We start from the raw sequence: 12,732 nt of genomic DNA, 5'->3' as shown, positions 1-12,732 counted from the left end.
GAGTAAAACGAAACAGGGAGATGATTTACATGTATCTTGGAGGGTTCCTTTTAAGCCTGGTACTCTTTATGCAGTCTCGCGAAGCGATGGTGAAGTTGTCTTGGAGAAGGAAATAAGAACTGCAGGATCACCAGCTAAAATCCAATTAATCAGTGATAAGAAGGAACTAAAGGCAGATGGAATGATTTGATCTTTGTTACTGTGAACATCCTTGATGACAAAAACATTTTAGTTCCAAAAGCTGATAATTTGGTGCAATTTGAGATCACTGGTGGTGGGAAAATTATTGGTGTAGATAATGGTTACCAAGCTAGTATGGAGGCTTTTAAAGCAAATAAACGCAGGGCATATAACGGGAAATGCTTAGTGATTATACAGTCGAATTATAAAAACGAGCCTGTTACCTTGAAAGCCACAAGTGAGGGATTGGATTCAGAATCCTTGACAATAACAGTTTCCAACCAAGATGTTGAATTGAATTAAAATTTTCTATTTAACTTTAATTGAAAATTTAAGATTTCCATGAAATATATAGTGTGTGAAGAACCTACCAAGTTGGTATTAAAAGAAAAAGAGATCCCTGTCAAAGGTGCGGGGGAGGCATTGTTAAAGATTCATCGCGTAGGTATTTGTGGTACCGACCTACATGCTTATGCGGGAAATCAAGCGTTTTTTAATTATCCAAGAATTCTGGGCCATGAATTGGCAGCGGAGATTATAGAAATCGATCATAACGACCAAGGGTTGAGAAAAGGTGATAAGGTAATTGTGATGCCCTATGTAAGTTGTGGTAGTTGTATTGCCTGTAGAGGAGGAAAAACAAATTGTTGTTCAAATATAAAAGTATTAGGCGTACACGCTGATGGAGGGATGCAGGAAGTTGTTTCCGTTTCTACGGATCTATTAATTCTAGCCAATGAGTTGACCTTTAATGAGATGGCTATAGTAGAGCCATTAGCCATTGGTGCTCATGCACTTAGAAGATCTAATGTGCAAGGGGGGGATACGATCGTTGTTATTGGTTGTGGCCCCATAGGGATAGGGCTTATGAAACTCGCCCAAATCACTGGAGCCAATGTTATTGCTTTAGATGTAAATGCGGATCGTCTGCGTTATGTGGTGGATGAGATTGGTGTATCATACGCCATTGATGCCTTGAAAGATCCCTCTGGACAAATCTCAGCGATAACAAATACAGACATGGCAACAGCAGTATTTGATGCCACTGGAAACAAAAGAGCTTTGGAAACAGGAATTGATTACATGGCCCATGGTGGAGAATTTATATTAGTAGGCCTTTCTAAAGAGGAGCTATGTTATTCTCATCCTAAAATCCATGCAAAAGAAACCACATTAAAATGCAGTCGTAATGCTACCAAAGAAGATTTTGAATTTGTAATAAAGCATTTAAAAGAATTTCCAACGGATTCCTTTATAACCCATCAAGTTCATTTTTCTCAAATGATTTCTAATTTTGATTCGTGGTTAGACCCTCACACTGCAGTGATAAAGGCCATGATTCATTTTGATTAAGGAGTAAAGCCTAAAGGGCATTTACAGTTTTTTTACTAGAGAAAGATTCTCTGAAGGTTTAAATGTGTTTCTTCCCAATGTAGTGTCACGCGTGAGATTATTATATTGTTCTAGATTGGAGAAAGTTCTTCTTCTACCCATTGGAAGTATTTACCACAGAATAAATTTAGTATTTTTAGGGTTGTTTTATTGGCTGAATAAGTTACAAAGAAAAAAAGGCATTATAACAACGACGAACATGTTTGAGTTACTTCATAAAAAAATAAATGAGACCATCGATATTACGGATCAAGATTTTGAACATGTTAAGACCCTTTTTATACCCAAGAAACTTCGTAAAAAAAGATTCCTGTTGCAGGAAGGTGACCCGTGTGTTTATACTTGTTTTGTAGAAAGAGGACTTCTGAGGAGTTTTCGTATTGATGAGAAAGGGAATGAACATATTCTTCAGTTTGGGATGCAAGGTTGGTGGATCGCAGATTTATATAGTTTTCTCACTGGTGTAGGATCGCAGTATAATATTGAAGCTCTGGAAGAAAGCGAGCTGCTTCTTATCACAAAACCATCTTGGGATACACTCTTAAATGAAGTTCCTGCGCTGGAACGCTATTTTAGAATTCTTATCCAAAATAATCTTATTGCCACTCAGAACAGGCTAATGAGGAATATGACCATCTCTGCCGAGGAACGTTATACCAAATTAATAAGTGAGTTTCCTGATATTAGTCAAAGAGTGCCTCAGCACATGATTGCATCCTATATTGGAGTCACCAGAGAAACCCTCAGCAGGCTTCGCAGTCAAATTAGCCATCAGTAATTAGGTAGAATTAATAATCATAAGCACTTATTACACTCTTGGAGGCCTCCACTAGCCAGAAATACCTGTCCTATTGTTAACAATCCCTTAAGTAAAATTGGTGATATAGATCACGCTTATTTCTTATCATAGGTCATTGGCAAAGGTGTTGGATGGGTTTAACTTTGTTGTATAAATAAGTATTAATCAGTAAAACATTCATATTATGGCAATTTCAAAATGGACTATTGATCCAACACACAGTGAGGTAATTTTTAAAGTGAAGCATCTAATGATTTCAACAGTGACCGGAAGGTTCAAAGTATTTGAGGGATCCTTAGAATCCCAGGGGGATGGATTTGAAAAATTGAAAAATATCGAATTCACAGCAGATATTGCATCTATTGACACCAACAACGATCAGCGTGATGAACATTTGCGTTCATCTGATTTCTTTGCTAGTGATGATCACCCTAAATTGACCTTTAAAGCCGCGGAATTCGATGTAAAAAGTGATATATTACATGGAGAACTTACCATGAGAGGGATTACAAAACCAGTCACCCTTGAAGTTGAATTTGGAGGGGTAGTAGTGGATCCATATGGACAAACTAAAGCAGGTTTAACGGTTAATGGTAAAATTAGTCGTAAAGAATTCGGATTGACCTGGAACGGTATGACGGAGGCTGGAAGTGTTGTTGTTGGCGATCAAGTACGCCTGAATTTAGAAGTTCAATTTGTAAAGCAAGTATAACGATATAGGGACAGTCCTAGAGAGTACAAGGTTGGATTTTCTAGGATTTTTCTTTTTGACTAGTGATTGATGTTGACAAAAACAATCGCCATTATTACAGGGGAGGAAGCCTATCCTCAAATACTCTTAAAAGCCTTATCAGAACTAAAGCTTCAATTACTCTTTGTTTCGCCAGATAGCGAAGCCAAGAGGAGACTTCTAAGGCAGCTCGCAAAATTTGACATGATGGCAGAGCTGGATTTTATAAGTTGCGAGAGAGACGGATGTTGGCAAGCCGATGTTATTTTATTGTATGAAACTTCCAATTTGTCGACTAAGGTAGTTGAGAGGATTAGAGAAGTGGCTACACAAAAAACGGTTTTGGTAATCTACCAGGGGTATCCAAAAAAAATGTGCCATGGTTTAAAAGAGCTCCTTCCTAATTCTAGGGTTATAGAAGTTGAATTGGCGACCCTTAGAGACGGTGGTTTAAATACTTATTTTCCATCAGTAAATCCTATAGGGTTGCTATAATATAAGAAAATATATGGAAATTAAAATTTGGTCGGACGTACGATGTCCTTTTTGCTATATAGGTAAAAGAAAGTTCGAAACAGCTTTAGAGAACTTTCAGTATCGTGATGAATTAACGATAAATTGGAAGAGTTTTCAACTTGACCCAATGCTTGAAACAGACCCTTCGGTTAGTACTATTGATTATTTTGTAGACACCAAAGGAGTCTCCATCGATCAAGCCAAACAAATGTTAAATAACGCAACCCAAATGGGAGCGGAAGTTGAACTAGCACTTGATTTTGAAAATTCAATGGTAGCAAACTCCTTTAATGCACACCGTCTTATCCAAATGGCAAAATCAAAAGACTTAGGGAATGAAATAGAAGAAGCTCTTTTTAAGGCGCAACTTGAGGATGGAAAAAACATAGATAGCCAGGAGGAACTTATAAGCATCGGTTGTTCTATAGGAATGAATGCGGAGGAAATAAAAAAAGTGCTTGCCTCGGATGAATTCTCCTACCAAGTGAAGCAAGATGAACTAGAGGCTAGAAATATTGGGGTCAGAGGAGTTCCTTTCTTTGTGTTTAACGATAAGTTCGCGGTGTCAGGAGCACAATCCCCAAAGGTGTTTCTTCAGACCCTCGAGAAGGCTTGGGAGGAATTTTCTAATAGTGGTAACCAGCTGGAGATAATCAACGGTGAATCTTGTTCTACCGATGGAACTTGTAATTGAAATAAAAAATAATATGAAAATAGCATTAATTGGCGCCACAGGATTTGTGGGCGCAGAAGTTTTAAAAGAAGCCCTTGATCGCAAACATACGGTACTTGCCATAGCGAGAGATACCAGTAAAATTGAAATCAATAGCAACCTTCTCATTAAAAAGGCCGTGGATGTGAAAAATGTAGATGAATTGTCACAAGCAGTAGCTGGAAGTGATGTGGTCATAAGCGCCTTTAATCCAGGGTGGACCAATCCAAATATCTATGAAGAATTTCTAGAAGGATCCAAAGCCATTGAGCAGGCGGTTAAGAATTCAGGGGTTACGCGTTTTATAGTAGTGGGAGGAGCTGGAAGTTTGTACCTTGACAAAGACACTAAAGTGATCGACGATCCTAATTTTCCTGCAGCTATTAAACCAGGGGCAATGGCTGCCTCCGAGTACCTTGATATCTTAACAAAAGAACAAGAGTTGGAGTGGACCTTTTTTAGCCCAGCTTTAGGAATGGCACCGGGAAAACCACAAGAACGGAAAAATACCTATCGAACAGGTTTGGATAACCCCGTTTTTGATGAAAATGGTAATAGCGAACTTTCTGTCCAGGATACTGCCGTAGTACTAATTGATGAAGCCGAAAAAGGGGCTCATATTAGGAAGCGATTTACAGCGGCCTATTAAATTACATTATATGGAAGTGGAAAACTGCTAAAAAAGTGGCAGTATTAAATGTTCTTCTCAAACAATTGAAGAATTTTGGTTGATTGAGGGTTCAATTTAACTGTGACTTTTGATCTATTGATACCTCCATGGTATCAGTGGTTCGATAGCTATCCATTTCCATTTTTTCTTAAATTCTAAAGGATAGGCACGACTCTGTGTCGCAGCGCATATTGAGACGTTTTTTACTACGGGTTTTAAAATTATTATAGGGTTGCTCATAGAATGTAGAACTGTGTTACCTATAATACCATTCTTCCTAGCAAAAAATCGATGGAGTACCCAGTTTTTTACCTAATCGAAGTCTTGTTTACAGCTTCCAAGAAGGTAGTGGACTGATATGTTGCGCAAAATAGGTTTTTAGTCAAAGCACTAAACTGGCTTGCTTCCACTTTTAGTAGAATGTACGACTACCACTATTAAGAAATGCCTAACTGGGCTAAATTTTATATCTTTACTTTTTAGCTAGACCTAATATAAACTAATCATGTTGAGGCTTTTGTTTGCTTCCCTTCTGCTAGTGTTTTCTTATGGACTGTTCTCTCAGGAACTTCCACCAATTCAGAATTACACTCCAAAGAACTATGATGGAGAATACCAGAATTGGGGAATCGCTCAATCTTCTTCCAAACTTATTTATATCGCCAACCATTCGAGTCTTTTAGAGTTCGATGGGCGTAAGTGGCGGAGTTATAAATTACCAGCGGCATCCATAATACGATCGGTTGAGGTAGTACACGAAAGAATTTATACGGGATCTTATCGAGAATTCGGGTATTGGACAAAAGATGAAACCGGGCAATTGAATTATATCTCTCTGTCCGATAGGTTGGACTCACCTGTTTCAATGGACGAAGAATTTTGGGATATATTAGCCCATGACCATTGGGTACTGTTTCAATCCTTAGACCGCATCTACATTTACGATTTATTTGAACGGGAATTTCGGATTATAGAAGCCAAATCAGCTAAAGCAAAATTACACAAGTTAAGGGATAAGGTCTATTTTCAAAAAGCTAGAAAAGGCTTATTTACCTTGGAAAAAGGGGAGCCGGTCTTAGTGTCTGACCACCCTGTATTGAAATCACAATCCGTAATTGGGCTTTATGAATATCAAGGGAAGCTCTTAATGATCACTGATAATGCAAAGTGGTACTTGTATGATTTTAACTCCCTTACACCCTTTAAAACGGATATGGACTCTTTGGACCTTAGACTCTATAGTAGTATCAAACTAATGGATGGTACTTTTGTTCTTGGGAGTATTTCCAATGGTTTTTTTCATTTGGATCAAAATGGACGACAAATCCGAAATGTTGATCAGTCGAAAGGACTTAACAATAATACTGTTCTATCACTTTTTGAGGATGCCGATAACAATTTATGGTTAGGTCTTGATAATGGTATTAGTGTGGTCAATCTGTATTCACCCTTTAATGAGTATATCGATAAACTCGGAAAGTTAGGTGTAGTGTATGCGGCTTTAAATCATAATGGCTATCTCTACCTTGGAACCAATCAAGGCCTTTTTGTACGAAGGACGGAAGGTGAAGGTGATTTTAAATTAATTAAAGGAACCCAAGGACAGGTATGGAGCCTTCAATATGTTCATCAAACCATTTTTTGCGGTCATAACAGTGGTACTTTCGTCATCCAAGGAGATCAGGCAACATTAGTTTCTGACTTCAGAGGAACCTGGGGCGTGAAGCCAATAGACCAAAGAGCTGATCTTGTTATACAAGGGAATTACAATGGGTTAAGTGTACTTGAAAAAGAAGATGATCATTGGTCTTTACGCAATGTAGTCGAAGGATTTGATACTTCAAGTCGTTTTTTCGAGATAAACAATTTGGATGTAGTTATAAATCATGAACAAAAAGGCCTGTTTCACCTAGTTCTAGATTCCGCCTTACAAAAGGTTGTTAAAGTAGATAATGTGCCGCCGATTAGTCACAGTTCGAACCTTTTTCAATTCCATGACCAGTTATACTATAAAACCTTTACAGGCATATACCGCATCGATGAGACCCTAAAAGATATCACCTTAGACAGTACGATGACCGACTTGGTATTTAAAGAAAATCAAAGACCCATCAGTATTTTGATCCCTGACACCATAGGGCAAAGAGTTTGGTACTTTACTGAGAATGGCATAAAATACATCTACCAGAGTAGTTTAAGTGGAAAATTAAATGATTTTAATATTTCTATTCCAAATACACTCAGTACTAATCTAGGGGTGAGTGGTTTTGAGAATATCTCAAAGATTTCAGATTCTCATTATCTCATTGGAAGCTCTAATGGCTATATCTCACTTGATTTAGAGAAGGTGAATCCATCGCTACATCAAATTGCCATTCATGCCATTCAATACGGTGACTATCAAAATATTTCTACCAAAACGCATCTTCGAAGGGAAAAAGAGTTTAAGTACTTACATAACAATTTAAAATTCCAATACGGTGTAGCAGAGTATGATAAGTATACTGATGTAAAATATCAGTACAAATTAGAAGGCTTGTATAAGCAGTGGAGTCAATGGTCGGAAACTCCGGAGGTAACCTTTATGAATCTTCCCTTTGGAGAATATACCTTTAGCGTTCGAGGGCTCGCAGGAAATAATCTTACCACAAATACTGCACAATATAGTTTTACAGTCGCTAGACCATGGTATCTCTCCTTCTTAGCACTCACCTTGTATGCACTTAGTTTAGTCTTGTTGTTTTTTGTAATCCACCGAATTTATAAGCGGCACTATAGGAAAAAACAAGAAGCCCTTATTCTGAACAATAAGAAAGAATTAGAGCGTCGAAACCTACAGGAGAAAGAGCGCATTAGTCATATTCTTAATGAAAAATTACAAAATGAAATTGAGAGCAAGAACAGAGAACTCGCTATCTCCACTATGAGTATTTTGAAAAAGAATAAGTTTTTATCTTCCATAAAATCTCAACTCAATTCCATCCCAGAGAAAGATAAACAACTTCGATTAGTGCTTCGCGAGATCGACAGAAATATCAATAGCGAAGATGATTGGAAATTCTTTGAGGATGCTTTTAATAATGCTGATAAGGATTTCTTGAATCGTATTAAATCCAAACATGCGAACTTAACCAATAATGACCTTAGGCTTTGCGCTTATCTACGGCTAAATCTCTCTTCCAAAGAAATAGCACCACTATTGAATATATCAGTGAAAAGTGTGGAAATGAAGCGTTATAGGATTCGTAAAAAACTTAAACTTCCACATCAGGACAACCTAACGGATTATATTTTAAACTTCTAACCAAGGTGTTTTTTAAAACTTCGCTACTCTACAAAGGTTAAAAATACCACTACATCGGCTCTACAAGTAGAATTTTTGGTTGTAGAAGAACCAACTTTTACGATCAAACTTATTTGTAGCATTCTCTTGTAATATCATATGTTGTGCACCTTATAGTGTCCTGTTGGGAGGCATAATAAAACTGTAGGTTTTTAATAGAGTTCAATTTTGGAAGATTGATCAGGTTAGCAGCTATATTTATAACTCTAACTAAAAACTCTAAAAATCTAAACAAAATGAAGTATGGCATTCTAACCATAGTACTATTACTATGTACGGGCTTTGGCTTTTCACAAACCAAGACCGTAAGTGGGACAGTATCTGATAATACTGGCCCTATACCTGGAGTGAATATCCTTGTAAAAGGAACCACTAGAGGGGTCGTAAGTGATTTTGATGGAAACTTCTCTATTGATGGAGTTTCCCAAACTGATGTTCTTGTATTCAGTTATATTGGATTTGTTACCCAGGAAATAACGGTAGGGGGCCGCGTGGTCATTAATCCAGTTTTACAGGCAGATTTTCAGGCATTAGACGAGGTGATCGTTGTTGGTTACGGTACGCAGCTTAAAAGTAATGTGGTTGGTTCAGTGTCCAGCATTGAAGTGGAGGAGGCCACAACAGTACCCACTACAAATGTTTCTGAAATGCTTCGCGGTAGAGCAACGGGGGTACAGGTCAATTTAGGTGATGCTAGACCTGGTGGAAATTCCGATATTGTTATCCGAGGAAATGTGTCTGTTGCTCCTGGTGGCAATGCACCACTAATTATTGTGGATGGGCTGCCTTATGACAACTTAAATGATGTGGCACCTGATAACATTGCCAATATTGAGATTCTCAAGGATGCTGCCTCCACTGCTATTTATGGTTCACGTGCCTCTAATGGAGTCATCCTTGTGACTACTAAGACAGGTAAGGAAGGCAAGCCAAGAATTGATTACCACGGGTATACTACTATTCAATCGCTTACTAAAAATTTTAATCAATACACTGGACAACAGTATATCGACTTAAAAAGAGAAGCCAACAGAAATAGGTTTACGGGCGATTATCTAAATGATGAAAATATCTTTTCTCCTTTTGAACTCGAAGCTATTGAGAATAAAAACTTTGTAGACTGGGAGGATCTCGTTTTAAGAGATGCTATTATCCAAAGTCATTCGCTCTCACTATCCGCAGGATCGGAGAATACCAAAATATTCTCCAGTGTTAATTACTTCGATCAACAAGGTATAATCCCCAATTCTGGATATAAAAGAGGGACTTTTAAATTAAACCTTGAACAAAGAATTAACGATCGGCTATTGTTAAGAGGGATATTAAATTATCAAAATGCCAAACAAGATCGCGAAACAGGTGGACTTAACTTTACTACTATTACGCCCTTGGCAAAACCGTACAATGACCAGGGAGAATTAGAAAAGTTCTATTTGGGACCGACAAATACTGCGGTAAACCCATTATGGGATCAAAGGGAGTCTATGGACGAAAGTAAAATAAATCTAACAGACGTGAGTCTTAGCTTGGTATATGATATTACACCTCAATTGAGCTATACTTTAAAGACCTTTTTAAGAAATAGAAACACCAATAGAGGGATCTACAGAAGTTCGCTACACTCCCAAGGAGATGAAGGTAACGATGGTATTGGGGTTCTCTCTAATACGTTATTTAAACAGGTTTTGGTTGAGAATATCGTGAATTACACCCCAGAGATCAATCAAAATCACTCTTTAGATTTTACAGCCGTCCAAGGGTTCGATGAACAACGAAATGAATACACCCAGTTAGATAAATCCGGGTTTACCAATGATGCTTTAGGTTTTAATGGTAATGCTACGGTACTTTTAAATAGCGTCAGAGATGTATCGCAACGCCGTTTGCTTTCCTTTATGGGGAGAGTTCGTTACGGGTATCTTGATCGCTACTTACTCGAGGCGACTGCGCGAGCCGATGGAGCCTCCGTGTTTGCTGAAAATAATAAATGGGGCTATTTTCCAGCCCTATCCCTTGCATGGAAAATGCACAATGAACCTTTTATGCAAGCAGTGGATGCTGTGAATGAAATGAAGTTCAGAATAAGTTACGGAAACACAGGGAACCAAGGAATTAATCCTTTAGAATCGCTAGGTGTTGCCGATGATGTTCCTTATGTATTTGGTGGAGAAACAGTAGCAGGAGCCACCCCTTCCTCCAGACTTCCAAACCCAAACCTTAAATGGGAGACTACCACTACCTTTAATGCGGGAGTAGATTTTAGATTGTTCAACAATCTTTTTGAAGGGACATTCGAGTATTATAAATCCAATACAAAAGATTTACTGTTAGATCGTTCTATTGCCGGTACAACAGGCTTTAATGTAATGCGTTTTAATGCAGGTGAACTTGAGAATCGAGGAATTGAGGCCTCTTTAATGACCAATATAATCCGCAACGAAGATTTTAGATGGACCTTGGGATTGATCTTTTCTAAAAATGAAAATGAAATTATTGCACTCACTGGAGAATTGGACGATGATGGTAATCCAATTGATATGACAGATACATGGGGAAGAAGACTGTCTGTGGGGCAATCCATAAACAACATTTGGCAACCAAAGTATGATGGAATCTATCAAGTAGGAGATGATATTGCTAGCTCAGGAAATCCCTTAGCGCAACCAGGCGATGTGAGGGTAGTGGATCAAGATGGTAACGGACAAATCGACGATAGGGATAATGTATTCACGAGTACTGACCCTGATTGGTATGGATCCATCACCAATACGATTTCTTATAAGAACTTTGATCTATTTGCCGATATCTATATCGTACAAGGCGCTACAAAACTCAATCCGGTACTTGCAAATGGTGAGCTATGGAAAGGGGCTATTAATGGTATACGCACCAAATATTATACACCAGAACACCCTTCGACTGAGTACCCACGTCCAAAACCAGACACGCATTTACATCTGTATTCTTTTGCAGTTAGAGATGCTTCCTATGTCAGGCTTAGAACACTTTCTTTGGGCTATAATATTCCGGGAGAAAGTCTATCGAAATTTGGTATTAAGAGTGCCAATGTATACCTCACCGGCACCAATTTATTTACCTCCACTGACTTTAGGTCGTATAGTCCAGAGCAGCCTCCAGTCTCGGGATGGGAGTCAGAATTCCCTGAAACCCGGAATATTACATTAGGTGTCAAAGTAGGATTCTAAAAAAAAAACATCATGAAAAATAAACATTTTATAGTATCATCAAAAGGGATTTTTACAGTCTTGTTGTCCCTTGTCCTTTTTATTTCCTGTGAGAAGGATTTTTTAGAGGATAGCTTGCATTCGGATACCTCGGTTGATTTCTTATATTCTACCGAAGAAGGGCTAGAATCAGCCGTAGTAGGACTCTATTCCCTACATAGAAATATTTATCAAGATCAAAGCCTTAACGGGACTTATCCACTGATCCTTCAAGCAAAGAGCGATTTAGGGGTTGGAATCACTGGGGAGGTTTCCCTTTATAGCCGGTTGCTTTGGGGGGCTTCGCTTGGAGATTATGGCACTACATCAGGGATTAATGCCCATTGGGTGCATTTTTATCGTTTAGTAGACAGAAGTAATGCTATTATTAAAAGTGCAGAGAATTTAGATGAAATAAACCCGGATAGAAGGAATCAAATCTTGGCAGAAGCCAAAGCGATGAGAGCTCACGCGTTCTTCACCCTTTACCGTCTGTTTAATAATATTTATATAACCACAGAACCGACTACCCCAGAGAATGCCTTTGATGTACCTCAGGATAAATCGTCTCCCGATGAGATCTTTGCGCTTCTGCGATCCGATTTAGATTTTGCCATCGAACATTTAGATTATGCAACCGAGCAATTTGGTAGATGGGGGCAGGGTGCTGCGAGACACCTTAGGGCAAAAGTAGCTATGTGGGAGAATGACTGGTCTGAAGCTGCTGCACAAGCAGATGCTATAATAAATAGTGGGTTTCACTCCCTGGTACCGACGGAGCAAGTATTTGCTGGAACATTAGAGCATTCAGAATCTCTTTTTACCGTTAATTTTATGAAAGAGACCATAGGGGGAGGTAGTGCGCATATTATGAATTGGAATATGGTAGCAGCTTATTCGGATGCCCCTGGCATGATGCAATCGGTTGAAAATGGAGGTGCTGGAGCAGGTTTTATTTCATTAAATCAATATATGATTGATCTTCTTAATGAAGACCCTAATGACAATAGACGAAATAATACCTATTACATATTCGAGTATCTCTATAATGATCCTGCGGCTCTTCCTCCCGGTAAACAATTAGGAGATCCCTTAGACTTATACGAGAATCATCCTTCTGACCAAAACGAGTTTATGCTTTATTACAGAAGACAAAATCCAGGCAT

At 38.4% G+C, this 12,732-nt stretch carries 11 protein-coding genes; all 11 read left to right on the top strand.

The genetic code is table 11. The features are described from left to right. Positions 1–190, top strand: a 190-nt coding sequence (locus tag VKY50_RS07355) for a DUF4982 domain-containing protein (protein WP_324300397.1), incomplete at its 5' end; no start/stop codon positions are given. Continuing rightward, positions 187–483 carry a hypothetical protein gene (locus VKY50_RS07350; RefSeq protein ID WP_324300395.1) on the top strand — a complete coding sequence of 99 codons (297 nt, stop codon included), beginning with the start codon at positions 187–189 and terminating at the stop codon, positions 481–483. The genes VKY50_RS07355 and VKY50_RS07350, both read left to right, overlap by 4 nt. A gap of 39 nt (positions 484–522) precedes the next feature. After that, positions 523–1,533 (top strand): zinc-binding alcohol dehydrogenase family protein, encoded by a 1,011-nt coding sequence (locus VKY50_RS07345; RefSeq protein ID WP_324300393.1) that lies wholly within the window; start codon positions 523–525, stop codon positions 1,531–1,533. A gap of 238 nt (positions 1,534–1,771) precedes the next feature. Then, the gene (locus tag VKY50_RS07340) at positions 1,772–2,350 is read left to right on the top strand and encodes a Crp/Fnr family transcriptional regulator (RefSeq protein WP_324300390.1); all 579 of its coding nucleotides are present in this window, start codon (positions 1,772–1,774) and stop codon (positions 2,348–2,350) included. Between the two features lie 205 nt (positions 2,351–2,555). Next, positions 2,556–3,083, top strand: coding sequence for a YceI family protein (locus tag VKY50_RS07335; protein WP_324300388.1), 528 nt, complete (start codon positions 2,556–2,558; stop codon positions 3,081–3,083). Between the two features lie 69 nt (positions 3,084–3,152). Continuing rightward, positions 3,153–3,596: a hypothetical protein gene (locus VKY50_RS07330; RefSeq protein WP_324300386.1), complete on the top strand. Its 444-nt coding sequence runs from the start codon at positions 3,153–3,155 to the stop codon at positions 3,594–3,596. 13 nt (positions 3,597–3,609) lie between these two features. Continuing rightward, positions 3,610–4,311 carry a DsbA family oxidoreductase gene (locus tag VKY50_RS07325; RefSeq protein ID WP_324300384.1) on the top strand — a complete coding sequence of 234 codons (702 nt, stop codon included), beginning with the start codon at positions 3,610–3,612 and terminating at the stop codon, positions 4,309–4,311. Between the two features lie 13 nt (positions 4,312–4,324). Then, positions 4,325–4,978, top strand: a complete 654-nt coding sequence (locus VKY50_RS07320) for an NAD(P)-dependent oxidoreductase (RefSeq protein ID WP_324300382.1) — start codon at positions 4,325–4,327, stop codon at positions 4,976–4,978. A 526-nt stretch (positions 4,979–5,504) separates the two neighbouring features. Continuing rightward, complete coding sequence (locus VKY50_RS07315; RefSeq protein WP_324300380.1) at positions 5,505–8,303, top strand: triple tyrosine motif-containing protein; 2,799 nt, start codon at positions 5,505–5,507, stop codon at positions 8,301–8,303. A gap of 275 nt (positions 8,304–8,578) precedes the next feature. Next, on the top strand, positions 8,579–11,548 hold the full coding sequence (locus VKY50_RS07310; protein WP_324300378.1) for a SusC/RagA family TonB-linked outer membrane protein: 2,970 nt from the start codon (positions 8,579–8,581) through the stop codon (positions 11,546–11,548). A gap of 12 nt (positions 11,549–11,560) precedes the next feature. Further along, on the top strand, positions 11,561–12,732 hold a 1,172-nt coding region (locus VKY50_RS07305; RefSeq protein ID WP_324300374.1), incomplete at its 3' end, for a RagB/SusD family nutrient uptake outer membrane protein.

Source organism: Galbibacter sp. (assembly GCF_035306585.1).
In the GTDB taxonomy this organism is placed as follows: Bacteria; Bacteroidota; Bacteroidia; order Flavobacteriales; family Flavobacteriaceae; genus Galbibacter.
Note: the sequence above shows the minus strand (reverse complement) of the source record. Positions and strands in the feature narration are given on the sequence as shown.

Bases quoted from the DNA above. Each gene is read 5' to 3' on its own strand.
- VKY50_RS07345 (WP_324300393.1), top strand. From the start codon at position 523: ATGAAATATATAGTGTGTGAAGAACCTACCAAGTTGGTATTAAAAGAA.
- VKY50_RS07315 (WP_324300380.1), top strand. From the start codon at position 5,505: ATGTTGAGGCTTTTGTTTGCTTCCCTTCTGCTAGTGTTTTCTTATGGA.
- VKY50_RS07330 (WP_324300386.1), top strand. From the start codon at position 3,153: ATGTTGACAAAAACAATCGCCATTATTACAGGGGAGGAAGCCTATCCT.
- VKY50_RS07320 (WP_324300382.1), top strand. From the start codon at position 4,325: ATGAAAATAGCATTAATTGGCGCCACAGGATTTGTGGGCGCAGAAGTT.
- VKY50_RS07335 (WP_324300388.1), top strand. From the start codon at position 2,556: ATGGCAATTTCAAAATGGACTATTGATCCAACACACAGTGAGGTAATT.
- VKY50_RS07310 (WP_324300378.1), top strand. From the start codon at position 8,579: ATGAAGTATGGCATTCTAACCATAGTACTATTACTATGTACGGGCTTT.
- VKY50_RS07325 (WP_324300384.1), top strand. From the start codon at position 3,610: ATGGAAATTAAAATTTGGTCGGACGTACGATGTCCTTTTTGCTATATA.
- VKY50_RS07340 (WP_324300390.1), top strand. From the start codon at position 1,772: ATGTTTGAGTTACTTCATAAAAAAATAAATGAGACCATCGATATTACG.